Origin of the sequence: Actinoplanes sp. M2I2 (assembly GCF_023544445.1) — a bacterium.
In the GTDB taxonomy this organism is placed as follows: domain Bacteria; phylum Actinomycetota; class Actinomycetes; order Mycobacteriales; family Micromonosporaceae; genus Actinoplanes.
In genome coordinates, this window is record NZ_JALPVJ010000004.1 from 137,850 (window position 1) to 160,512 (window position 22,663).

General features: G+C 70.6%; 23 protein-coding genes and 1 tRNA gene. 18 read left to right on the forward strand and 6 right to left on the reverse strand.

Annotation, left to right across the window (positions count from 1 at the left end):
* Positions 1-4: 4 nt before the first annotated feature.
* The 6 genes from HJC40_RS08545 to HJC40_RS08570 all read left to right on the forward strand — a co-directional run bounded on the left by HJC40_RS08545 (position 5) and on the right by HJC40_RS08570 (position 5,368).
* A complete protein-coding gene (locus HJC40_RS08545; protein ID WP_249999976.1) occupies positions 5-355 on the forward strand; it encodes a hypothetical protein in 351 nt (116 codons plus the stop codon).
* A complete protein-coding gene (locus tag HJC40_RS08550) occupies positions 352-1,038 on the forward strand; it encodes a DNA methylase (RefSeq protein WP_249999979.1) in 687 nt (228 codons plus the stop codon). The genes HJC40_RS08545 and HJC40_RS08550 overlap by 4 nt, the downstream gene beginning before the upstream one ends.
* The gene (locus HJC40_RS08555) at positions 1,038-2,315 is read left to right on the forward strand and encodes a bifunctional DNA primase/polymerase (protein ID WP_308200872.1); all 1,278 of its coding nucleotides are present in this window, start codon (positions 1,038-1,040) and stop codon (positions 2,313-2,315) included. Before HJC40_RS08550 ends, HJC40_RS08555 begins: the two co-directional genes overlap by 1 nt.
* Positions 2,312-3,556: a DUF3631 domain-containing protein gene (locus HJC40_RS08560; RefSeq protein WP_249999983.1), complete on the forward strand. Its 1,245-nt coding sequence runs from the start codon at positions 2,312-2,314 to the stop codon at positions 3,554-3,556. The genes HJC40_RS08555 and HJC40_RS08560 overlap by 4 nt, the downstream gene beginning before the upstream one ends.
* A 322-nt stretch (positions 3,557-3,878) precedes the next feature.
* Positions 3,879-4,085: a helix-turn-helix domain-containing protein gene (locus tag HJC40_RS08565; RefSeq protein WP_249999987.1), complete on the forward strand. Its 207-nt coding sequence runs from the start codon at positions 3,879-3,881 to the stop codon at positions 4,083-4,085.
* A 14-nt stretch (positions 4,086-4,099) separates the two neighbouring features.
* The gene (locus tag HJC40_RS08570) at positions 4,100-5,368 is read left to right on the forward strand and encodes a site-specific integrase (protein ID WP_249999989.1); all 1,269 of its coding nucleotides are present in this window, start codon (positions 4,100-4,102) and stop codon (positions 5,366-5,368) included.
* Positions 5,369-5,440: 72 nt separating this feature from the next.
* On the opposite strand, the gene HJC40_RS08575 is transcribed toward HJC40_RS08570, so the two are convergent.
* Positions 5,441-5,530: transfer RNA gene (locus tag HJC40_RS08575), tRNA-Ser, on the reverse strand.
* Between the two features lie 133 nt (positions 5,531-5,663).
* Between HJC40_RS08575 and deoD the strand changes: the two genes are divergently transcribed.
* Positions 5,664-6,380: a purine-nucleoside phosphorylase gene (deoD, locus tag HJC40_RS08580; protein WP_249999992.1), complete on the forward strand. Its 717-nt coding sequence runs from the start codon at positions 5,664-5,666 to the stop codon at positions 6,378-6,380.
* A 157-nt stretch (positions 6,381-6,537) separates the two neighbouring features.
* On the opposite strand, the gene HJC40_RS08585 is transcribed toward deoD, so the two are convergent.
* From HJC40_RS08585 to HJC40_RS08600, 4 genes are all read right to left on the reverse strand, one after another.
* Complete coding sequence (locus HJC40_RS08585) at positions 6,538-6,954, reverse strand: nucleoside deaminase (RefSeq protein WP_250000737.1); 417 nt, start codon at positions 6,952-6,954, stop codon at positions 6,538-6,540.
* Between the two features lie 32 nt (positions 6,955-6,986).
* Positions 6,987-7,505 (reverse strand): tRNA adenosine deaminase-associated protein, encoded by a 519-nt coding sequence (locus HJC40_RS08590; RefSeq protein ID WP_249999995.1) that lies wholly within the window; start codon positions 7,503-7,505, stop codon positions 6,987-6,989.
* A gap of 89 nt (positions 7,506-7,594) precedes the next feature.
* Positions 7,595-7,762 carry a hypothetical protein gene (locus tag HJC40_RS08595; protein ID WP_249999997.1) on the reverse strand — a complete coding sequence of 56 codons (168 nt, stop codon included), beginning with the start codon at positions 7,760-7,762 and terminating at the stop codon, positions 7,595-7,597.
* 123 nt (positions 7,763-7,885) lie between these two features.
* On the reverse strand, positions 7,886-8,215 hold the full coding sequence (locus HJC40_RS08600) for a hypothetical protein (protein ID WP_250000738.1): 330 nt from the start codon (positions 8,213-8,215) through the stop codon (positions 7,886-7,888).
* Between the two features lie 632 nt (positions 8,216-8,847).
* Here HJC40_RS08600 and HJC40_RS46580 point away from each other — a divergent pair.
* The 3 genes from HJC40_RS46580 to HJC40_RS08615 all read left to right on the forward strand — a co-directional run bounded on the left by HJC40_RS46580 (position 8,848) and on the right by HJC40_RS08615 (position 11,244).
* Positions 8,848-9,354, forward strand: a complete 507-nt coding sequence (locus tag HJC40_RS46580; protein ID WP_374271512.1) for a M23 family metallopeptidase — start codon at positions 8,848-8,850, stop codon at positions 9,352-9,354.
* A 162-nt stretch (positions 9,355-9,516) separates the two neighbouring features.
* Positions 9,517-10,626, forward strand: coding sequence for a prephenate dehydrogenase/arogenate dehydrogenase family protein (locus tag HJC40_RS08610; RefSeq protein ID WP_308200873.1), 1,110 nt, complete (start codon positions 9,517-9,519; stop codon positions 10,624-10,626).
* 42 nt (positions 10,627-10,668) lie between these two features.
* On the forward strand, positions 10,669-11,244 hold the full coding sequence (locus HJC40_RS08615; protein WP_250000007.1) for a DinB family protein: 576 nt from the start codon (positions 10,669-10,671) through the stop codon (positions 11,242-11,244).
* A gap of 85 nt (positions 11,245-11,329) precedes the next feature.
* Here HJC40_RS08615 and mtnA read toward each other — a convergent pair whose 3' ends face one another.
* Entirely contained in the window at positions 11,330-12,292 is a 963-nt protein-coding gene (mtnA, locus tag HJC40_RS08620) for an S-methyl-5-thioribose-1-phosphate isomerase (RefSeq protein WP_250000010.1), read from the reverse strand.
* Between the two features lie 40 nt (positions 12,293-12,332).
* Between mtnA and HJC40_RS08625 the strand changes: the two genes are divergently transcribed.
* The 8 genes from HJC40_RS08625 (at position 12,333) to HJC40_RS08660 (ending at position 22,572) form a co-directional block, all read left to right on the forward strand.
* The gene (locus HJC40_RS08625; RefSeq protein ID WP_250000016.1) at positions 12,333-13,424 is read left to right on the forward strand and encodes a PHP domain-containing protein; all 1,092 of its coding nucleotides are present in this window, start codon (positions 12,333-12,335) and stop codon (positions 13,422-13,424) included.
* The gene (locus HJC40_RS08630; protein ID WP_250000018.1) at positions 13,411-15,081 is read left to right on the forward strand and encodes a DUF885 domain-containing protein; all 1,671 of its coding nucleotides are present in this window, start codon (positions 13,411-13,413) and stop codon (positions 15,079-15,081) included. Before HJC40_RS08625 ends, HJC40_RS08630 begins: the two co-directional genes overlap by 14 nt.
* Before the next feature lie 534 nt (positions 15,082-15,615).
* Complete coding sequence (locus HJC40_RS08635) at positions 15,616-16,701, forward strand: hypothetical protein (RefSeq protein ID WP_250000022.1); 1,086 nt, start codon at positions 15,616-15,618, stop codon at positions 16,699-16,701.
* Positions 16,688-19,684, forward strand: coding sequence for an ATP-binding protein (locus HJC40_RS08640; protein ID WP_250000025.1), 2,997 nt, complete (start codon positions 16,688-16,690; stop codon positions 19,682-19,684). The genes HJC40_RS08635 and HJC40_RS08640 overlap by 14 nt, the downstream gene beginning before the upstream one ends.
* Positions 19,681-20,151: a roadblock/LC7 domain-containing protein gene (locus HJC40_RS08645; protein ID WP_127498838.1), complete on the forward strand. Its 471-nt coding sequence runs from the start codon at positions 19,681-19,683 to the stop codon at positions 20,149-20,151. The genes HJC40_RS08640 and HJC40_RS08645 overlap by 4 nt, the downstream gene beginning before the upstream one ends.
* The gene (locus HJC40_RS08650) at positions 20,148-20,609 is read left to right on the forward strand and encodes a DUF742 domain-containing protein (protein WP_250000028.1); all 462 of its coding nucleotides are present in this window, start codon (positions 20,148-20,150) and stop codon (positions 20,607-20,609) included. Before HJC40_RS08645 ends, HJC40_RS08650 begins: the two co-directional genes overlap by 4 nt.
* Before the next feature lie 70 nt (positions 20,610-20,679).
* Entirely contained in the window at positions 20,680-21,213 is a 534-nt protein-coding gene (locus tag HJC40_RS08655; protein WP_374271514.1) for an ATP/GTP-binding protein, read from the forward strand.
* Positions 21,214-21,321: 108 nt separating this feature from the next.
* The gene (locus HJC40_RS08660) at positions 21,322-22,572 is read left to right on the forward strand and encodes a hypothetical protein (RefSeq protein ID WP_250000034.1); all 1,251 of its coding nucleotides are present in this window, start codon (positions 21,322-21,324) and stop codon (positions 22,570-22,572) included.
* Positions 22,573-22,663: the final 91 nt, after the last annotated feature.

Sequence of the window (22,663 nt, forward strand, 5' to 3'; positions counted from 1 at the left end):
CCTTATGTCGTTTATCCGTGACGTACGCCGCGGCGCCGCCTACGAGATCGGCCGCCGGCTGTGGCGCTGGTTCGCCGCCTTCGAGATCATCCGATGGTTCTTCCGCATCGTCCTGCCCACCCTGTTGATCATCGCGTCGTTGGCTGTGGCGGTGTGGTTCGCCATCCGCTCGGCCGGCTGGTGGCTGCCTCGACTCACCGGCCTCGCCGTCATCGCGCTGACCCTCACCGCCGCGGTGTGGCTGGCCCGCCGGTACCGGTGGGAGATCCGCGCCGGGCTGCCGCGCACCGCGATCGCCGCCGCCGTCGTGGCTCTGGCCGGGGTACTCAGCACGGCCGTGTGGTGGCTGCGGTGAGCCGGCCGCGGCTGCTGGACCTGTACTGCTGCCAGGGCGGCGCCTCCGCCGGCTACACCGCAGCCGGGTTCGACGTCACCGGCGTCGACAAGGACCCGCAGCCGCGTTACCCGTACCGGTTCATCCAGGCCGACGCCCTGGCCTACCTGCGCCAGCTCATCCGTACCGGCGAGATCTATGAGTACACCGTGGTCACGGGCTCGCCGCCCTGCCAGCGCAAGACCCGCTGCCAGAAGATCCGGGGCCGCGAACACCCTGCCCTGATCGCCCCCACCCGCGCCCTGATGCAGGCCACCGGCCTGCCATACGTGATCGAGAACGTGCCACCCGACGGCGACGATGACGACCCGCTGATCGACCCAATTGAACTCTGCGGCGCCATGTTCGGCCTGCACACCTACCGCCACCGCCAGTTCGAATCCAACGTGGCACTCACAGCACCGCCGCACGACTACCGCGACGGGCCGACAGTGAAGATGGGCCGCCCGCTGGCCGACGGCGACTGGTACCACGCCGTCGGCAACTTCTCGAACGTGCCGTACGTACGCCGGGACCTCGGCTTGCCCTGGATGAACCGTGACGGGCTACGCGAGTCCATCCCACCGGCCTACACCGAGCACCTCGGCCAGCAGCTACGCCGCCACCTGCCCGCCCGCAGCACGGCCGAGCTCAAGGCAGCCTGATGAGCGGCTCCGCCGCCCTGCCCATCGCATGCGCGGCCGGCTGCGGGGTCCCGCTGCATCCCGCGGCGGCGGCCGGCGGGCACGACCGGCACCCCGGCTGCGAACCCGCCACAGCCACCACGGTGGACCGGTGGCAGTGCTGGCGGTGCCTGATGACCGGAACCGCGCTGAACGCCGCCTACGGCCTCGCCATGGTGCGCATCCATGACCTGTTCGCCTGCCCGATGACCGCCGGCGACAACACGGAACTACTCAAGCGTCTCGGCCGACGGGCGCCGCTCACCCGGCTATACCCGACCGAGGTTCCCGCGCTGACCGCCCGGCGCACGCCCTCCGGGCGCCTGCAAGCCATAGCGGACGGCGTTCCGCCGCCTCATCCCCTGAAAGGACCTGTGCGCATGCCCGACACCGGCCCACTGCTGGCCGCCGCGCTCGCGCTGGCCGCCGAGGGCTACCCCGTGTTCCTGCTCGGCCGCACGAAACGCCCCGTCGCCAACTGCCCGGCCTGCCCCAAAGCCGACGCCGACCCGAGCCACGACCCCGAAACGTGCGAGTGCCTGACCTGCCACGGGTTCTACGCCGCGACCCGCGACCCCGACCGGATCACCGCCATGCACCGCGCCGTACCCGCCGGCCTGCTCGCCATCCGCACCGGCACCGCCTCCGGTCTGGCAGTGGTCGACATCGACCCGCGCAACGGCGGGACGGTGCTGCCCGAGCTGATGCCGCCAACGCGCTGCGTGCGCACCGGCTCCGGCGGCTGGCACCTGTACTACCGCCACCCCGGCGGCACCCTCGCCGCAAAACTGCACGGCCACCCGGGCATCGACCTCAAGGCCGACGGCGGCTACGTCGTCGCCCCGCCCTCGATCCACCCGAGCACTCGCCAGCCGTACCGGTGGGTCGGTGACCGGCCAGTGATTGAGATGCCCCCGCCGCTGCTCGCCGCCTGCCGCCCGACCGAGGCGCCCGCGCCGCCGGCAGCCGGCCCAACCGAGACGAGCAACGGGCGGGGCATCTCATCACCGCCCGCCCTGCTCGCCGCGCACCTGGACGCCGTCACCCGGGCACCCGAAGGCCGCCGCCGCAACACGCTCTACGGCGCCGCCCGCGGCGTGGCCCGGATGGTCGCCGCCGGAGCACTCACCGCCACCGACGCCCATACCGCGCTCTACGCCGCGGGCCGGGCCGCCGGGCAAAGCGACCGCGACACCCATGCCGCCATCACCGGCGGATTCCGCGCCGAATCCGTTGCCACAGAAGGGCTCGCCGCATGACCGACCCTGCCGACCGCGCCAACGAAGGCGCGGCCATCCTCGATCGACTCCACGCCATCATCACCCGATACGTCATCCTGCCCGCGCCCGAAGCCATCGACGCCGTCGTGCTGTGGATCGCCGCCACCCACGCCCAGCCGGCATGGGCGCACGCCGCCCGGCTGGTCATCCGCGCACCAGAGAAGCGGTGCGGGAAGTCCCGGCTACTCGACGTGGTCGAGGGCACCTGCTACAACCCGCTAATCACCGTCAACGCCTCCACCGCCGCGGTGTACCGCTCGATCGGCGAGGGCGAACCGCCCACCATCCTGCTCGATGAGGCCGACACGATTTTCGGCGCCAAAGCGGGCGAGACCAACGAAGACCTCCGCGGTCTGCTGAACGCCGGTCACCAGCGCAACCGGCCCACGATCCGCTGGAACAACGCCACCAACAAGGTCGAGAAAATCGCCACGTTCGCCATGGCCGCCCTAGCCGGGATCGGGCAGATGCCCGACACCATCGAAGACCGCGCCGTAGTCGTCAAAATGCGCCGCCGCACCACCACGGAGAAGGTGGCACCCTACCGGCAGCGCCGCGACGGCCCGGCCCTGCGCAAGCTCGCCGCCGACCTGACCACCTGGCTCCGGGCCAACCTCGTGGAGCTGGAACAGGCCGAGCCGAAGATGCCGCTGGAAGACCGAGCCGCCGACACCTGGGAACCGCTGATCGCCGTCGCCGACCTCGCCGGCGGGAACTGGCCCGACCGCGGCCGGCGAGCCGCGCAAGCCCTCACCGCCGCCCGCGAGGGCGACACCGAGTTCTCCGACCGGCTCCGGCTACTGATCGACTGCCGGACGGCGTTCGGCCCGTTCGACGCAATCCCCACCGCGGCCCTGATGGAACGGCTCAAGGCCGACCCGGAAGCGCCGTGGGCCGAGTACGGCGGCGCCGGCCTTTCCGGTGCCAAGCTCGGCGCGTTGCTGCGTGAGTACGACATACGGCCCGAGACGATCCGCTTCCCGCCACCGACCGGGCAGGTCAAGGGCTACCGCCGCGCCGACTTCCGCGACGCCTGGCACCGCTACGCCCCCGAAACCGCCGATCAAGTGCCCGAGGGGGAGCCGTACCAGCCGTACCAGCCGTACCAACCCAGCTCAGAGGCGGTACGGCTTGACAACGTGGTACGGCTCAAGCCGTACCAAGCCACCCTCGACGAGATGCCCCCGCCACCCGACGAAGATGCCACTGGTACGGCTTGAGCCGTACCACCCCAAGATCCGTACCGCCTCTGACCTGCACTGGTACGGCTGGTACGGCTGGTACGGCTTACCCCCTCAAAACTGAGCCGTACCGGCTCGCCGCCGAGCGAGGAACGCGACCCGCTCAGAGCCACGCTGCCGCATCCGGGCATCCAACCACTCTTACCCACCCCGGATCTTGGCTCTACGGCGCCCTCAGCGGCCCGGCGTAAGGCTCTCCACTCCCATCCGGCTCGAACCCTCGGCCGAGCTGCCGCATGGCCGGAACGGACCTCATGTGGCGCCTCATCACCCTGCCGCACCCACCCACGGGGAGACCGTCATGGCAACCGACCCCGCCCCTCTCGTATTGACCATCGAGCAAGCAGCGAAGCGACTAGGAATCGGCCGGACCCTCATGTACGCGCTCATCACCAGCGGCGAAATCGAATCTGTCGCCATTGGCCGACTGCGGCGCATTCCGGCCGAATGCCTTACTGAATACATCAACCGGCTACGCGAACAGAAAACACAATTGCCCGCCGCTTGATTAGGGAGACACGAATGACGAAACGCCGCGGCAACGGCGAATCGTCCATCTACGAGGGTGCCGACGGTCGTTGGCACGGTCGCGTGACCGTCGGCACCCGAGATGATGGAAAGCCCGATCGCAGACATGTCACGGGAAAATCCGAAAAGATTGTAAAAGCAAAGGTCCGTGCTATTGAGCGTGAACGGGACGGAGGGACCCTGCGCAAGGCCGGCGAGACCTGGACGGTTGCGACATGGCTCACGCACTGGTTGGAGAACATTGCGACGCCCAACGTCCGCGAGAACACGGCATCCGGTTATCGAGTCGCCGTGACCGTGCACCTGATTCCCGGACTCGGTGCTCACCGGCTCGAAAAGCTCACGCCCGAGCATGTCGAGAAGCTAACCCGCAAGATGCAGGAGAGCGGTAGCAAGCCAGCGACGGCACACCAAACACTTCGGACGCTGCGCACGGCGCTCAACGAAGCGATGCGCCGGGGGCATCTCAGCCGAAATCCCGCACGGCTCGCCAAGGCCCCGCGACTGGACGACACGGAAGTCGAGCCGTACTCGGTCGAGGAAGTGCAGCGGTTGCTCTTAGCGGCGGCCGAGCTGGAACGCAACGGCGCCCGATGGGCGATCGCGCTTGCACTCGGCCTACGGCAGGGCGAAGCGCTCGGGTTGCAATGGGAAGACGTGGATCTGGCCGTGGGAACGCTTTTCGTCCGACGGTCTCGACTCCGCCCACGCTGGGAACACGGTTGCACCAAGCCTTGCGGACGTAAATACGGGGGCCATTGTCCTGACCGGAAACCTATTCGCGCGGCGACGGCCGACACCAAATCAAGAGCTGGCCGCCGTCGAATCGGCCTGCCGGATCAGCTCGTATCTCTCCTGCGGCAACACCAGATAGCGCAACAGGTCGATCGGCGGAGGGCCGCGCAATTGTGGTCTGATGGCGGTTGGGTATTCGCTGGCCCGACCGGGAACCCGCTAAATCCCCGGACAGACTACGACGAGTGGAAACGGCTACTCGCGACGGCCGGCCTACGTGACGCCCGGCTGCACGACGCCCGGCACACCGCGGCAACTGTGCTGCTGATCCTAGAGATTGCCGAGCGCGCTGTGATGGGGATCATGGGGTGGTCCAACTCCGCGATGGCGAAGCGTTACCAGCACATCACGGAGCAGGTGCGTCGAGACGTGGCCGAGAAGGTTGGCGGGCTGCTGTGGCAGCCATCCGCGAGGGACGTTGACGACCCGGACGACGGGGCAGCCGGGGTGCCGATTCAGGCGAACTGAGACCAAAACTGAGACCAGATACGAAACAGCCCGGCGACTCACTCAGAGTCGCCGGGCGTTCGCCCTGCATGGTGGCGGTGGTGAAGGGATTTGAACCCTTGGAGGGCTTGCACCCTCACACGCTTTCGAGGCGTGCTCCTTAGGCCGCTCGGACACACCACCGCGAAGTAGGTTACCGGACGCCCGGCGGGGTCGGCAGCCGGGTTCCCCTTTGCCGCTCCCAGCCGGGCCGACCAGGGCGGACCTGGCAGGATCGCGGTATGAGCGGTATGAACCAGCGAGGAGACACAGGACGATGAGCGTGCACATCGGCGGACAGCCGGGCGACATCGCCGAGCGGGTCCTGCTCCCGGGCGACCCGATGCGGGCGAAGTGGATCGCCGAGACCTTCCTGCAGGACGCCAAGTGCTACACCCAGGTGCGCGGGATGCTCGGTTTCACCGGCACCTACCAGGGCGTCCCGGTGTCCGTGCAGGGCTCCGGCATGGGCATGCCGTCGGCGTCCATCTACACCCACGAGCTGATCAACGAGTACGGCGTGAAGTCGATCATCCGGATCGGCTCGTGCGGGGCACTGGCGCCCGACCTCCAGCTGGGCGACGTGATCGCCGCGATCGGCTCGGCGACCGACTCGAACATGAACCGGTCCCGCTTCGACGGGCTGATCGACTATGCCCCGGTGGCCGACTTCAGCCTGCTGCGGACCGCGGTCGAGGTGGCCGAGCGGCAGGGCACGGCGCTGCGCGTGGGCCCCATCCTCGCCGCCGACGCCTTCTACACCGACCGCCCCGACCTGTACGACTCCCTGGCCGACTACGGCGTGCTGGCGGTCGAGATGGAGTCGGCCGCGATCTACACGATCGCCGCCCGCTACGGAGCCCGCGCCCTGACCATCCTGACCGTCAGCGATCACATCAAGACCGGCGCCAAGATGGATGCGGTCCAGCGCGAACAGGGCTTCGGCGACATGGTGCGGATCGGCCTGGAAACCGCGATCGCCGGCGCGTCCTGAGCAGGACGCGTCCTGACCCGGACGCTTCCTGAGCCGGACTCACCCTGAACTGGGCGCGTCCGACGCTGGCATGTCCTCAGCAGTTCGCCGGGCGGCTTCGGCCGGCGCCGCGTGTCGTTGTCGCGGCCTCCTTCCGTACGGGAGGCCGCGACCGAAGTCAGCGGAAGAAGCCGCGGAGCAGCTCGGCGCACTCGTCCGCGAGGACGCCGGAGTAGACCTCGGGCCGGTGGTTGAGCCGCCGATCCCGCACCACGTCCCAGAGCGACCCGACCGCACCGGTCTTGGGCTCCCAGGCCCCGAAGACCAGCACCGACACCCGGGCCAGCACCAGCGCTCCCGCGCACATCGTGCACGGCTCGAGCGTCACCACCAGCGTGCTGCCGTCGAGGCGCCCGGTGCCGGCCTGTTCGGCGGCCCGTCTCAGCACCAGGATCTCGGCGTGAGCGGTCGGGTCGCCGGTGGCTTCGCGCTCGTTGCCCGCCGCGGCCAGCTCCCGGCCCCCGGCGTCGAGCAGCACGGCGCCCACCGGTACGTCGTCCCCGGTGGCGGCAGCCACGTCGAGGGCCCGTCGCATCCAGGCTTCGTGGCGCGGCGAAGCGACCAGGCTCACGCCTCGCGCAACTCCTCCACCTCGTCGCCGCAGCCGATGCGCTGGCAGATCTCGGCGGTCACGTCGGCCGGCAGCATGCCTTCCCGCCCGCACAGGCCGAGCAGCCGGTTGGCGTTGAGGCCGAGGTCGTTGAGCACGTCGGCGTCGCCCACCGGGTCGGCATCGGGATCGGCCGCGGGCCGATCGGTCTCGTCATCGTCGTCGGCCGCCGCGGTCAGCTCGTCGATTTCGAGCGCCGGGGCCTCGATCTCGCCCAGCAGCATCGCGCCGATCCGCGACTCGTCCGCGAACGCCGAGTCGGAGCCGAAGACCCGCAGGTCCTCGCCCTCGTCCAGACGCAGAATGGCCAGATACTGGTCATCGCTCTCGACGAAGAGCAGTGTGACGTCGGCGTCCGGCTCGACGTCCCGCATCGCGTCGACAACCTCGTCGATGTCGGCCAGTCCGTTCAGGTCCACCTCGGACGCCGTCCACCCGTTCTTGCCCCGGCCCACGGCGGCAGCGAATGTCGACAACTTTCCCCCCACGCGACGTATGTCCTCGCGAGTGACGGTAGCGGCAAGAACGGCGGGTGCGGCGCGCCACGCCTTGAGAGCGGCGGAAGTCAGTTGACCAGGCGACGACGCATGGCGATGAGCTCGCGCAGGCGCGCCCGCCGCAGCCGCTGGGGCTGCCTGGTCTCCCGGGCCGATTTCGCGCTGGCGAGCGCGGCGAGCAACTCGAGCCGGCGTCGGCGACGATCGGGATCGAGCCGTGGGGATGCGGGGGGCATGAGCCGAGGTTGAACCTTTTCAAGTCTTTAAGTCAAGCCCCGGTGTTCTTTACATCAGCAGGAATGCTCACCGCGACGAAGACGGCACATCGGGTCGCCGACAAGCCGGTCAGGACCGGACAATCACCACAGCGGCCAGTCCTGTGTCGTGATCCACCGACCGGCCACGAACGCCATGGCGACGGACAAACCGAGACCACTGGCCAGCGCCACGCCGACGGCCGTCCCGCGGTCGCCGATCACGGTCAGGACCAGCGCCACCGCCCACGCGCTGACCGCGGCCCCTATCGTCCACCAGGCATAACCGGCCAGGTCACGGCCGAGCGCGCCGAAGAGCGTCAGCCAGACCGCGCCGGCGCCCAGGCCGGCGAGCAGCGGACCGGCGCCGGCCGGGTGCGGCTCGCGGTACGTCGGCCGCGACGAGCCCGGGAAGAGCCCCGAGGGCGCCCGCATCGGGGCCACCGGCTGCTCGCCGTGCGGCCCCGGATAGGGCGACGGCGCGGTCGTCTGCCAGATGTCCTGCCGGTCCGCCACGGCCCACCTCCGCCTCTACCGAGCGTTCGCCCACGTGCCAGCCTAGCGCCCGTTTCGTGGTGGGAGCCGGGCCCCGGCGTGGCCCAGCCGCCGTCTGGCCGCACGCCGCAATCACCCAGATACAACACCGGTATCCGGGCAATTCCGGCGCACACCCAGACGACACCTGGACCGCACCGCGACTCGACCCCCACCACGAAGCAGGCGCTAGCCAGCACGGGTCGGCGGGACCGGTCGACTTCTGCCACGATGGCCCGGTGCCTTTGCTCCGTACCCTCTCCGGTCTGACCGTCCTGGTGGTCTGCCTGTCCGGCTGCGGCGGGAACGCCGGTGGCGGCAACGCCACCGCGACCCCGCAGTTCGTCGACCCCGCGGCCACCACGACGACCAGCCCGGCGGCCACCACCCCGGCGACGACCCGGGCGGCGGCCCAGGCTCCGGTCAAGACCAGCTCACCGGCCGCGTCGCCGGCCGGCGGCCTGGCCAGCACCCGTCCCCCGGCGACCCGACCGGCGCCGTCGCGCACCACCACGGCGCCGGCGGCCAAGGCGGTGAAGTACGTCTTCCCGGTCAAGTCGTCGAACGTCGACTGGCACACCACCCACTCGAAATACAAGGCGACCGACATCTTCGCCGACTGCGGGCAGCCGGTGGTGGCCACGACCAGCGGCGTGGTCCTCGAGGTCAGCCTCACGGACAAGTACGTGAAGGGTTCGCCCGACGGCCCGAACAACGGCGGCATGTCGGTGTCGCTGCTCGGCGACGACGGTGTGCGCTACTACGGCTCGCATCTGAGCAAGGTGCAGTCCGGCGTCAAGAAGGGCGCCCGTGTCACCGCGGGCCAGCAGCTCGGCAAGGTCGGCCGGACGGGCAACGCCAACAACGTCTGTCACCTGCACTTCGGCATCTCGCCGCCGTGCGCCAAGGTCGGCGACTGGAAGGTCCGCCGCGGCGTGGTCTGGCCGTACTCGTACCTCGCCTCGTGGCGCAAGAAGGGCGCCAAGAGCCCGGTCAACGAGGTCGCCGCCTGGAAGCGCTCGCACAACTGCAAGGCCTGAAACGCGCCCTAGGTATACACACGGGACCGCACCCTCGCCCGATGGGTGCGGTCCCGTGCTGCCGAGAGTAAAGAATCCGCGTGAACCGCTCCTGCCAGCAGACCGAGCTTGCGCCCGGCATGTCACGTGATCACCGTAGGCGCGGCTTGCTGACTCAACCTTGTGCGAAACGGACAAACCTGGCAGTCGCCCCGTCGTGCCGCGGCTGACCGAACGGCTGATCTTGAAGGTCGCCCAGACGCCCAGGCACGCGAGCGGCGGAGTGGCGGAGCGGCGGAGCGGCGGAGGCGCGTTGTCCACAGGGCATGTGGAAAAGTTCCCGGTATGGATATCGCGGTCGTCGGACTCGGGCTCATCGGCGGATCCCTGCTGCGCGCCCTGGCCGCGGCCGGCCACCGGGTGACCGGCTACGACGCCGACCCGGCCACCCGCGAGCAGGCCGCCACCGCGGGCTTCCCGATCGCCGCCTCCGTCCCGGACGCCATCGCCGGCACCGACCTCACCGTCCTCGCCGTGCCGCTCCCCGCCCTCCCGGCCGTCCTCGATCACCTGACCGCCTACCGCGGCCTGATCACCGACGTGACCTCCGTCAAGGGCCCCGTACGCGATCTGGCCCCACCCCGTTTCGTCGGCGGGCATCCGATGGCCGGCAAGGAGACCTCCGGTTTCGCCGCGTCCGACGCCACCCTGTTCGACGGCTGCGCGTGGGTCCTCTGCCTGGAGCCCGGGGTGACCGCCCTTCCCGACTGGCTCACCCTGGCCGCTCTGCTCACGCGGCTGGGCGCCCGGGTCGTCCCGCTCACCGCAGCCGAGCACGACCGCGTGGTCGCCCAGGTGAGCCACGTGCCCCACCTGTTCGCCGCCGCCCTGGCCGGCCAGCTGCGCGACAATCCACCGGCGGCCACGTTGGCCGCGGGCTCGTTCCGCGACGGCACCCGGGTGGCCGCGACCCGCGCCGAGCTGATCGCCGCCATGTGCGGGGGCAACGCCGCCGCGGTCAAGGACGAGCTCGACCACCTGCTCGCCGATCTGCACCGGATGCGCGCGCTGCTGGACGCTCCCGACCCGGTGGCGGCCCTGACGACGGCCCTGCGCCCGGCTGTCGAGCTGCGCCGGGCCTGGCCGGTCGCCGATCAGGTGCCCGCGGAGTTGCCGGCCGGGACCGACGTGCTGCTCGACCTGGGCCGTGCGGGCGGCTGGGTCACCGCCGTCGCCGAGGACCGGACCACGGTTTCGGCAATGCGGCCGGAAACTGACCGCAATCGTTCGTAGCGTGGTGGCAGCCAGCGAAACCGCGTACCCAAGGAGCCCGCAATGCCCGGTCAGGTCGGCGCCATCGACAACGAACAGCAGGGCCTTCTCGCCTATCTCGCCCAGATGCGCTACGTCCTGCGGCTGACCGCGTACGGCCTCACCGACGAGCAACTTCGTGCGACCCCTTCGGCCGGCTCGCTGAGCGTCGGCGGGCTCATCAAGCACTGCGCCTCGACCGAGGCCGGCTGGATGGGTCAGGTGCGCGGCGAGCAGGAGGTGCTCGACTACGAGAGGTATGCGAACAACTTCCGCCTGGCCGAGGGCGAGTCCATCGACGACGTGCTGGCCCGCTACGACAGCATCGCCGAGCAGACCGACAAGACGGTCACCGAGCTGAACGACCTCGGGCACCGCGTCGAGATCGACCACTCGGTGCCGTGGAACAGCAAGGACATGACCCATTGGACGCTGCGCTGGATCCTGCTGCACCTGATCCAGGAGACCGCGCGGCACAGCGGCCACGCCGACATCGTCCGCGAGACGGTGGACGGCGCCACGGCGTACCCGCTGATGGCCGCGGCCGAGGGCTGGCCGGAGACCGACTGGCTCAAGCCCTGGCGACCGGCGCCGCGGTAATCGAACTCGGCTCAAGCGGCGACCGGCGCCGCGGTAGCCGAACCCGGCTCAAGCGGCGACCGGCGCCGCGGTAGCCGAACCCGGCTCAGGCCATGGCGGCCGGTGACGCGGTGAGGACCCGCTGGTCGGTCACGATGGCGGTCACCAGGTCGTGCGGGGTCACGTCGAAGGCCGGGTTGACGGCCGCGGCCCACGGCGTGATCTCGGCCGGGCCGCGGTCCTCGATCGGCACCGCGCCGCCGTGGGGTGTGTCGAGGTCGATCGTCGACTCGGGCGCCACCACGACGAACGGGATCCCGGCCCGGCGGGCGCCGAGCGCGTGCGCGTACGTGCCGATCTTGTTGATGACGTCGCCGTTGGCGCAGATCCGGTCGGCGCCCAGGATGACCGCGTCGACCTCGCCCCGGGCCATCAGGAAGGGCCCGGCCGAGTCGACGGCCACCCGGTGCTCGATGCCCCACTGCGACAGCTCCCACGAGGTGAGCCGGGCACCCTGCAGCAACGGCCGGGTCTCGCTCGCGATCACCCCGGCCAGCTGGCCGCGCTGGTGCAGCTCGTGGACGACGCCCAGCGCGGTGCCGACGGTCACCGCCGCGAGCCCGCCGGTGTTGCAGTGGGTGAGCAGCCGTGGCCGGGCCCCGCACAGCTGGACCATCAGATCGGCGCCGCGCGCGGCCATGGCGGCGGAGGCGGCGATCTCCTCGTCGCGCACCCGGCAGGCCTCCTCCAGCACCGCCCGGGGCCCGTGGGGAAGCAGGGCGGCGGCCCGCCGGGCGCCCCGGGCCAGGTTGACCGCGGTGGGCCGGGCGTTCTCCACCCGGTGCACGGCGGCCGCCAGCGCCGGCGGATCGTCGGCGTGCACCCGGGCGGCCAGCGCCACCCCGAAGGCGCCCGCCACCCCCAGGGCCGGAGCCCCGCGTACGGCCAGCGACTGGATCGCCGCGACCAGCTCGCCCACCGTGTGCAGACGGAGAATCTTCAGCTCCCCGGGCAGCACCGTCTGATCGATGATCTCAATGGCGCCGTCCACCCAGTCGATCGTCCGCATGCCCGCGATGCTAGCTGTGGAGGGTCTCTAAGCTGGCGGCATGCCGTCTCGTGATCCGGTGGCCGACCTGCGGCGCATCGCCTTCCTGCTGGAGCGCGCGAACGAGTCGACCTATCGGGTCCGATCGTTCCGCTCGGCCGCCACGACGGTCGCCGCGCTGCCGGTGACCGAGCTGGCCGAGCGCGCCGCCGCCGGCACGCTGGGCGAGCTGTCCGGTGTCGGCGAGGTGACCGCGCGTTGCATCGCCGAGTCGCTGGCCGGTGAGGAGCCGGTCTATCTGCGCCGGCTGGAGAGCACCGAGGGCACCGACCTGAACGGCGCGGCCCGCAAGCTGCGCGAGGCGCTGCGCGGCGACTGCCACGCCCACTCGGACTGGTCGGACGGCGGCTCACCGATCGAGGAGATGGCGCTGGCCGCCGTCGAGCTGGGCCACGAATATCTCGTTCTCACCGATCACTCGCCGCGGCTCACCGTCGCCCGCGGGCTGCCCCCGGCCCGGCTGCGCCGCCAGCTCGACTACGTGGCCAAGCTGAACGACGCGCTGCCCGAGGGCTTCCGCATCCTCACCGGCATCGAGGTCGACATCCTCGACGACGGCTCGCTCGACCAGGAGGACGCGCTGCTGGCCCGGCTCGACGTGGTGGTCGGCTCGGTGCACAGCAAACTGCGTGACGAGTCCCCGCGGATGACCCGGCGGATGGTGAACGCGATCGCCAACCCGCATCTGGACATCCTGGGTCACCTGACCGGCCGCAAGGTGGCCGCCGAGGGCGCGGGCGATCGGGGCCACCGCAAGGGCCACACCCGGCCGCCGAGCACCTTCGATCTCGACAAGGTGATCGCGGCCTGCCTCGAGCACGGCAAGGCCATCGAGATCAACTCCCGGCCCGACCGGCTCGATCCGCCGAAGCGGATGCTGACCGTCGCGGTCGAGGCCGGCTGCCTGTTCAGCATCGACACCGACGCGCACGCCCCGGGCCAGCTCGATTGGCTCCGGTACGGCTGTGAGCGAGCAGCCCTCTGCGGCGTGCCCCCGGAACGGGTGGTCAACACGTGGTCGATGGAGCGGCTGCTGGAGTGGGCCGCCGGGCACTCGGGAAAGGCCGTAGGGTCGGGCCGTGGGACGAATTGATGACCTCGCTGACCGCTATGTCACGGAGTGGGCCGAGCTGAGCCCGCTCGGCGCCACCTATGTGGGGATCGCCGGGCACGACGGCAAGACCGACGACCTCTCGCCCGACGGCTTCGACGCTCAGACCGAGCTGGCCCGCCGGACGCTCAACGACCTGGACCTGATCGACCCGGAGCACGAGTCCGAGGCGGTGGCCAAGGACGCGATGATGGAACGCGTCGGCCTCGAGCTGGCTCGCGACGAGGCCGGGGTCAGCCGCAGCGAGATCAGCGTCATCAGCAGCGGGCTGCACGTCCTGCGCGGTGTCTTCGACGTGATGCCGACCGAGGGCGAGGAGGCTGTCGCCAACATCTCGGCCCGGCTCAACGACCTGCCGCACGCGCTCGAGCAATACCGGCGCACCCTCCTCGAGGAGGCCGAGGCCGGCCGGATCAGCGCCCGCGCGCAGATGCTGGCCGTCGCCGAGCAGTGCGACGCGTGGACGGACCCCGATCGGGACGACTTCTATCGCGGGCTGGCCGGCCGGCTCGAGGCGAACGGCGCCCTCGCCGCCGAACTGGTCCGCGGCGCCGAGGCGGCCACCGCTGCCACCGCCGACTTCGCCGAGTTCCTGCGCCGCGATCTGGCGCCCCGCGGTCGCGACAAGGAGGCCGCCGGCCTCGAGCGGTACGAGCTGGCCTCGCAGTACTTCCTGGGGGCCAAGGTCGACCTGCAGGAGACGTACGAGTGGGGCTTCGCCGAGCTGTTCCGCCTCGAGCAGGAGATGCGGGCGACGTCGGCCGTGATCGCCGGCTCGGGCGCGTCGATCGACGAGGCGGTCGCCAAGCTCGACGCCGACCCGGCCCGCAACATCGCGGGCAAGGAGGCTTTCCGCGACTGGATGCAGGCGCTCGCCGACAAGGCGATCACCGAGCTGAACGGCACCCACTTCGACATCGAGCCGCCGGCCCGCACGATCGAGTGCTGCCTGACCCCGACCAGCGACGGCAGCATCTACTACACCGGCCCGAGCGAGGACTTCAGCCGGCCCGGCCGCATGTGGTGGGCCGTGCCCGAGGGGGTCACGGAGTTCTCCACCTGGCGCGAGGTCACCACCGTCTATCACGAGGGCGTTCCCGGCCATCACCTGCAGATCAGCCAGACGCTGCTGCGGGCCGACACGCTCAACCGCTGGCAGCGCCTGCTCTGCTGGTGCTCCGGTCACGGCGAGGGCTGGGCCCTGTACGCCGAGCGACTGATGGAGGAGCTCGGCTATCTCGCCGACCCGGGCGAACGGCTGGGCATGCTCGACGGCCAGGCGCTGCGGGCGACCCGGGTGATCGTGGACATCGGCATGCACCTGGAGCTGGAGATCCCGCGCGACAACCCGTTCGGCTTCCACCCGGGCGAGCGCTGGACGCCGGAACTGGGCTGGGAGTTCCTGCGGGCGCACACCCGCATGGAGGAGAAGACGCTGCGCTTCGAGTGGAAGCGCTACCTCGGGTGGCCGGGTCAGGCCCCGTCGTACAAGATCGGTGAGCGCATCTGGCTCCAGGCCCGCGAGGAGACCCGCCGGCGCAAGGGCGCTGATTTCGATTTGAAAACGTTCCACCGCGACGCCCTGAACCTGGGTTCGCTGGGTCTCGACCCCCTTCGTAAGGCACTTGCCCGCATCTGATCCGTTTCGGGCTTTTCCCCGGTTCGCGCCGGGGAAAAGCCGCGGGAATGGCGCACCCGGGCAGAAGCGGGACCGAAATGCGGTGACCGGTCCAGCACTTTCAGCCATGTCATTGCTGTGAGCAATCGGCTGACTACTGATCGCTTCATCGATACCGGTCTTATCGTCAATGTTTATGGATCTTGTGGCTTTTCGTCCGGCCGCTCTGCCGTTACCATCGCCGCGATAACTCTCACGTCTTCCGAAACCAGTCTGGGCTGGGGCTTCTGACCCAGGTATCGGAACTGAACGCTCGTTACAACGACGACGACGGCGCCTTGTATCCCCCGATCAGCCGAGACAGAACTGGCCCTTGGAAAGGGGTTCCTTGAGGTTTTCTCGGATAGATTGGCCCGGATCCGTGCGCCCGACGGCTACGGAACGTAGCCACTTTAGCGGCTCAGTATGCGTGCATGGCGGAGGACTAAAGCAATGAACAGCCGGCGAACCCGTTTAGGCTCCGCACTCGCGGTGATTCTGACGGTCCTAGTTCTCGTGCCTACAGCGGTCCTGTTCGGGAGAGTCTGGACGGACAACTCCGACAAGCGGGACAGCACTCAGCTGGAGAAGAAGGGCGTCGAATACATCACCGCCCTCACCCCGCTGGTGAGTGCCCTCGCCGAGTCGCAGTCGACGAGCATCCAGGGGGTCAGCGAGCCGCCCGAGTCCCTGGCCTCGGCGGTGACCCGGGTCTCGGCCGTCGACGCCGAGCTGGGCGACGAGCTGCGCACCAAGGAACGCTGGGCCGATCTGAAAGACAAGATCAGCAAGCTGCCCAAGGTGACCGGCGCGGTCAACATCCTCAACGCCCACGTGCAGGCCAGCGACCTCACCCTGGCGCTGTACGCCGCCGTCCGGCGCAACGCCGACCTCAACCGCGACCCCGACGGCGACATCTCGAACCTCCAGCAGGCCGTGGCCGTCGACATGCCCTCCACGGTGATGGGGGTGAACCGGATGGGCGACTACGCCAACCTGCTGCAGGGCCTGCCGGCCGCCAGCCGGGCCCAGGTGCAGGCGCAGTTCGCGTACGAGGTCCTCACTGTGCAGAACTCGGTCAAGCAGCTCACCGAGAACCTGCAGGCCGCGGTCGACAACACCGAGAGCGACACGCTCAGCGGCAGCCTGGTCAGCGCGCTCGACTCGTTCCGCCGCGGGGTCGAGGCGATGAACCGCGGCGCCAACCCGGCCGGCACCCCGAACGCCGCGACCATGTCCACCGCGCAGACCACCCTGCAGACCGCGCTGAGCAACCTCGCGGGCATCACCTTGCGCGAGATGGACCGGCTGCTCGACGACCGGCTCGACTCGCTCGACTACCGCCGCATCGAGGCCGTCGTCATGGGCGCTCTCGCCCTGCTGCTGGTGCTGGGCGCGCTGACCTGGCCGGCGTTCACCCGCCGCCGCGAGGCCGAGCCGGCGCCGGAGCGGCCGAGCGGGGTCGGCGAGTCCACCCGCGACGTCGCTCCCCACCGAGCGGGCCCCGGCCCGGTCGGCCCGTACGGCAACCCGTACGACCAGGCGCCCGGCTACGGCGACCTCGACCCGACACGGCGGGAGCGGTCCGGTGCTGTTCGGTAAGTTCCGCATCCTGGGCAAGCTCGCCCTGCTGGTGCTCGTGCCGCTGCTCGGCGTCGTGGCGCTGAGCGTGCCGATCATCGTCAACCGCGTCCAGGCCGCGACGGACGCCCAGAACACGTCGAACACCGTGGCGCTGGCCGGCCGGGTCGGCACCGCCGTGCAGGAGCTCCAGGAGGAGCGCCTGCTGTCCGTCGGCTTCCTCTTCGGCCTGGTCGACCAGGCCGACCTGGTGGTGCAGAGCGCCGCCGCCCGCGATGCCGTGGCCCGCGTGGACGACGACAACGACGTCTCCCGCGAGCTCGCCCGGGCCCTGCGCAACGCGGCCCGGCTCGACAACACCCGGCAGAACGTGCTGAACCGGGCGATCCTGCCGAACAACCTGGTCACCGAGTTCACGGCCCGGATCACGCCGATCATCAACGGGCTCGCGCTCTCGTCGAGCGCCGACCTCAAGACCGGTGTCGGACGGCAGCTCTTCGCGCTCGAGCAGGCGCTGCGCAGTGACGACCTGATCAGCCAGGCCTCCGGTTATCTGACCGCGGCCGTGGTCACCAAGCAGCCGGGGTTCATCGGCCTGTTCTCGCAGTCGCTGATCCAGCTCCAGCAGGTGATCGCCAACGCGGAGGCGTTCTTCAGCGACAGCCAGTACAAGCTTTACCTCGGCGCACAGGACGCGTTCTCGTCCCGCGTCGGCAGCCAGTTCCTCCAGCTGGCCGCCACCGACCCGGCCACGGCCATCGGTCAGCTGCAGATCCAGACCCTGTTCCCCTCGCTGCAGTCCGTGCTCGTCCTGGGCGGCTTCGTCGAGAAGCGCGTCGCCGCCGACGTGGACGCGATCGTGACCAACAACCGCGACACCGCCATCCGGGATGCCTTCCTGATCGGTGGCGGCTCGCTGCTGCTGCTGCTCATCGTGATCGCGCTGAGCCTGTTCATGGCCCGCGCGGTAGCCCGGCCGCTGCGCCGCCTCACCACCTCGGCCGACCGGATCGCCCGCGCCGCCGAGGCCGAGCTCGAGAGGGTGGCCGACGACGACGCCGAGTCGGTCCGCCCGATCCGCCTCGACCCGGTCGACGTCGAGGCCCAGGACGAGATCGGCGACCTGGCCCGCGCGTTCGACCGGGTCCAGACCACCGCCGTGCGGCTGGTGGAACGGCAGGTGCTGGGCCGGCGCAACGTGGCCCAGATGTTCGCCCACGTCGGCCGGCGTACGCAGAACCTGGTCGGCCGTCAGCTGGCCCTGATCGACAACCTGGAGCGCCGCGAGACCGACAGCGACCGTCTGTCGGAGCTCTACCGCCTCGACCACATGTCCAGCCGTCTGCGCCGGAACGCGTCCAGCCTCGTCGTCATCTCCGGCGCGGCCGGCGCGGACGAGCACATGGCCCCGCTGCCGCTGCAGGACGTCGTCCGTCTCGCCCTCGGTGAGATCGAGGACTACACCCGGGTGGACGTGGACGTCCCGGAGGAGATCGTGGTCGTGCCGGCCGTGCTGGCCGACCTCACGCTGCTGCTCGCCGAGCTGATGGAGAACGCGACCGCGTTCTCGCCGCCGCACACCCGGGTCGTGATCACCGCCAACGAGTTGCGGGGCGGCGCCCGGCTGGCGATCGTCGACCAGGGCCTGGGCATGCCGCCCGAGCGCCTGGCCGAGGAGAACGCCCGGCTCACCCGCCGCGAGCGACTCGACCTGGCCCCCAGTGAGGTGCTCGGCCTGTTCGTGGTCGGGCGGCTCGCCCGCCGGCACGGCATCGAGGTCACCCTGACCGAGACGCCCGGCGGCGGCATCACCGCGTGGGTCGACCTCAACCCGTCGCACCTGATCGCCCGGGTTCTCAGCACCACGGCGCCGGACGTCCCGCCGTTCCCCTCGATGGTCACGCCGGCCCAGACCAGCTATCACACCTCCGAGTTCGCGCAGGTCATCGCCGGCTCGGCGGCCCGGGCCTCGGTCCCCGGCAGCCAGCAGCCGTTCGACGCCAACGTGCTCACCCGGGCCACCCAGACCCTCGAGACCGGGCAGTCGTGGAACGCCTTCGCGCCGATCAAGGCCACCGCCCAGGTGACCGCCGGCCCGGCCGAGACGTACGCCGACCAGCCGGTCTACGACGCGGAGCCGGTCTATTCGCCCGGCCCGGCCTGGCAGCAGCCGACAGGTTTCCAGCAGCCGACGGGTTTCCAGCAGCCGACGGGCCTCCAGCAGCCCACCAGTTACCAGCAGCCCACCGGTTACCAGCAGCCGACGAATTACCAGGAGCCGGTGGCCTTCCAGCAGCCGGTGGCCGCCCCCGACTACGACCTGAACGCCCCGGTCGCCGGCCGGGTTCCGGCGGCGATGCCGGAGCTTCCGGCGGCCGGCCCGGGCGCGTGGCGCCAGCAGCCGTCCCCGCCGCAGACCACCTGGTCCCAGCCGGTCGACGAGACCCCGGCGCCGGCCCCGGTCGAATGGTCGCAGCCGGCGGTCGAACCGCCGCCGGCCCGGCCGGCCATCCCGCAGCAGCGTTCGAGCGAAGAGGACTACCGGTACGCCCCCCAGGCCTACCAGCAGCCGTCCGCGCCCGAGACGCGACCGGCCGAGACCCCGCAGCCCAGCGTGGGCAACACCGGTCCACTGCGTCGCCGGGTGCCGGGCAGTCAGCTGCCGGCCGAGGGTGGCCGGACGCTGCCGGCCCGGCCCCCGTCCCAGGACGACGCGGTCGCCGCCCGGGCCGCCTTCGACGACTTCGAGGCCGGGGTCAGCCGGGCGCAGTGGGATGTCGCCGAGACCCAGATGTCCTCGCCTCCGTCAGCCGGGCACGCGCCGCTCGCTCGCCGGGTGCCCGGCGCCACCCTGCCGCTGGACGAGCCCAACTACCCCCCGCCGGCCTCGCCGAGCCTGCCCCTGGACCCGGATGAAGCCCGAGCCCTTATGGAACAGTTCGAGTACGGCGTCGCACTCGCGCTGAACGAAACGAAGCCACAACCCGAGGGACAACCGCGATGACTTCCCCCTACAGCACCGACACCGGCAACGGCCGCGATTACGCCCAGTCCCAGCTGAGCGCCGAGGCCAAGACGTTCAACTGGCTGCTCGACTCCTTCACCTCGGGCACCGCCGGGGTGATCGAGGCCATCGCGGTGTCGTCCGACGGTCTGCTCATGGCGATGTCGGCGATCAAGGACCGGCCCAACGCGGAGCGCCTGGCCGCCGTGGTCTCGGGCCTGACCAGCCTGGCCGGCGGCGCGGCGAGCTGGTATCGGCTCGGCTCGCTCAACCGCGTCATCATCGACATGGCCGACGGATACCTCCTGGTCACCGCGATCAGCGCGGGATCAGTGCTCGGTGTCATCGCGGACCGCTCGGCCAACCTGGGCACGCTGGCGTACGAGATGACGCTGTTCGCGACGCGCGCCGGCGGCGCGCTGAGCCCGCGCCTGATCGCCGAGTTGAAGAACGCCGTTCAGCAATGACCTATCCGGACCCCGACGACCCGGCACACCCGGCTCGGCCGAGTGTCCGCCCGTTCCTGCAGTCCGGCCCGCTTGCGGCCGGCGGCTACCGTCCCGCGCACACGGACGAGGAACCGCCGGCCACCGAGCAGACCGCTGCTCTGCGCCCGTTCGTCATCACGTCCGGGCGCACCGACGGCACCGATCCCGACATCGGGATGGAAACCCAGGTGACCGTCCACCCCGGCGCCGGCCCGGTCCGCCTCTCCCCCGAGATGCGGGCCATCGTGGGCCTGTGCCTGGAACCCGTGTCCGTGGCCGAGATCTCGGCCCGGCTGCGCCTGCATCTCGGCGTCACGCGCATCCTCGTCGGCGATCTACGGGCCGCCGGCCAACTGGACGTCCATGTGCTGAACAACGAGACCCCTGACCCCGAAACCATCATGCGAGTGATCCGTGGACTTCGAGCAATCACCTGACCGCGTCGTCGGCACCGCCGCGGTGGGCACCGGCGGCCGTCCGAAGAAGGCACCGGTCCCAGTCAAGATCATCGTGGCCGGTGGCTTCGGCGTCGGCAAGACCACCACCGTCGGCGCCATCTCGGAGATCTCGCCGCTGACCACCGAGGCCGAGATGACCTCGGCCTCCGTCGGCATCGACGATCCCGGGCAGGCCACGTCCAAGACGACGACGACCATCGCGATGGACTTCGGCGTGCTCACGATCGACCAGACGCTGAAGCTGTACATCTTCGGCACGCCCGGGCAGTCGCGTTTCGCCTTCATGTGGGACGACCTGATCAAGGGTGCGCTGGGCGCCCTGGTCGTGGTCGACACCAACCGGATCGACGACTGCTATCCCGCGGTGGACTACTTCGAGCGGGCCGGGCTGCCGTTCGTGGTCGGCGTCAACACGTTCAACGGGCAGATGAGCTACAGCCTCGACGAGGTGCGCTGGGCCCTGGCGGTCCGCGAGGACGTGCCCGTGCTGTCCTTCGATGCCCGTTTTCGCGGGTCGGTCCGGGACGCGCTTCTGGTCGTCCTGGATCAAGCTCTCGACAAGGCAATCCGGCAGAAGTCGTAGCACAACCGGCGGCTGATGTGCGGCGGGTCGCTGAGATCGAGGTTCCCAAATCAGCCTCCGAGCGGGCAGAGTGGTGAACGGCGAGACCCGCTACGGAAGGACGGTCACGTGCGAGGCGGATTGGATGACGCTCTCGACAAGCTCGCGCGCCGTGACGAGCTGCGCCGACGAGCGACCGGTGAGGCACCCGGCACCACCCCGGCGGCCGTGACCGAACTGGTCGAGGCGGTCGCGGCGGTCGTCGCCCGTCATCCCGAGCTGGGGGTGAGCGTGGGCGTCGAGGGCGCGGGCGACCCGCTCCTGCTGCACTTCTATCTGGCCGAGGGTCAGGTGCAGGTCAACGCCGAGAACGCGGCGGCTCTGGCCCCCGAGCCCAGCGGTCCGCGGCACGCCGATTCCGACCTCGATGCCGACGAGCCGGCCGACCGGCCCTATTCGGCTGTGCCCCACTCGGCGGTGCCTCACTCATCGGTGCCTCACTCAGCGGTGCCTCACTCGGCGGTGCCCTACTCGGCGGCGCCCGCGCCGTCCGCCGACCAGATGGGTGGAGACACCCGCCGGCTCAGCCACGACGATCAGGACAGGTTCGGCCCGGCCTCGTTCGGCTACAACTCCCCGCCACCGGCCGAGCCGGCCCACTACGCCGATGCGGACACGGCCGAGCGGCGCTACGCCGACTCCGAGACAACCCGGCTGAGCTACGCCGACTCCGACACAACGCGGCGCTACGGCAACTCCGACCCAACTCAGCCGCGCTACGACGACTCGGAGTCGACCCAGCCGCGCTACGGCAGCTCCGACACCCAGCCGCGCTACGGCGACCCCGACACGACCCAGCCGCGCTACGGCGATTCCGACACGGCCGAGCGGCGCTACGGCGGGTCGGACGCCCAGGCCCAGGCCCGGGCCGGCGATTCCGGCTACCCCCGGTCCGATCCCGGCGAGTCCTCGCGTGACCTGGGCGCCCGCCTGCGCGACCTGGGCATGGCCACGAGCGGACAGCCGCCGGCCTATCCGCCGCACCCGTTCGCCGCCACGCCACCACCCCCGGTCCCGCCGCAGTCGTCGGCCGAGACGATGCCGCCGCAGCCGCGCCCGGCGGTGCCACCCCAGGACGACTCGGCCGGTCCGACCCGTCGCATCCGCCCCGACCATCACCGTCCGCCGGCCGAGCCGTCCGCGGCCGAGCGCGGCGCTTCGGCGCGCGGACCGGTGCCCGAGCAGCGCGGCATGCCGGCGCCGCTGCCCCACCCGATCCCGCTGCAGGTGGAGCGGCCGGAGGAGACCGAGATCGCGGCCCGTCGTCTGGCCGCGCTGCTGCGCGACGACCCGTCGCTGCTTGATCAGCCCCGCAGTTGAACGCTGCGTGATGTTCACCTCCGCACGATCAGCGGAGACTTTGCGCCCTAAAAGCCCGATTGAGGCGTCTGGAATGGGCCTTTCGGCCAGA

Coding starts and splice junctions, on each gene's coding strand:
- HJC40_RS08545 (WP_249999976.1), top strand. CDS start 5: ATGTCGTTTATCCGTGACGTACGCCGCGGCGCCGCCTACGAGATCGGC.
- HJC40_RS08555 (WP_308200872.1), top strand. CDS start 1,038: ATGAGCGGCTCCGCCGCCCTGCCCATCGCATGCGCGGCCGGCTGCGGG.
- HJC40_RS08560 (WP_249999983.1), top strand. CDS start 2,312: ATGACCGACCCTGCCGACCGCGCCAACGAAGGCGCGGCCATCCTCGAT.
- HJC40_RS08565 (WP_249999987.1), top strand. CDS start 3,879: ATGGCAACCGACCCCGCCCCTCTCGTATTGACCATCGAGCAAGCAGCG.
- HJC40_RS08570 (WP_249999989.1), top strand. CDS start 4,100: ATGACGAAACGCCGCGGCAACGGCGAATCGTCCATCTACGAGGGTGCC.
- deoD (WP_249999992.1), top strand. CDS start 5,664: ATGAGCGTGCACATCGGCGGACAGCCGGGCGACATCGCCGAGCGGGTC.
- HJC40_RS08585 (WP_250000737.1), bottom strand. CDS start 6,954: ATGCGACGGGCCCTCGACGTGGCTGCCGCCACCGGGGACGACGTACCG.
- HJC40_RS08595 (WP_249999997.1), bottom strand. CDS start 7,762: ATGCCCCCCGCATCCCCACGGCTCGATCCCGATCGTCGCCGACGCCGG.
- HJC40_RS08600 (WP_250000738.1), bottom strand. CDS start 8,215: ATGCGGGCGCCCTCGGGGCTCTTCCCGGGCTCGTCGCGGCCGACGTAC.
- HJC40_RS08615 (WP_250000007.1), top strand. CDS start 10,669: ATGCCCGGTCAGGTCGGCGCCATCGACAACGAACAGCAGGGCCTTCTC.
- mtnA (WP_250000010.1), bottom strand. CDS start 12,292: ATGCGGACGATCGACTGGGTGGACGGCGCCATTGAGATCATCGATCAG.
- HJC40_RS08625 (WP_250000016.1), top strand. CDS start 12,333: ATGCCGTCTCGTGATCCGGTGGCCGACCTGCGGCGCATCGCCTTCCTG.
- HJC40_RS08645 (WP_127498838.1), top strand. CDS start 19,681: ATGACTTCCCCCTACAGCACCGACACCGGCAACGGCCGCGATTACGCC.
- HJC40_RS08650 (WP_250000028.1), top strand. CDS start 20,148: ATGACCTATCCGGACCCCGACGACCCGGCACACCCGGCTCGGCCGAGT.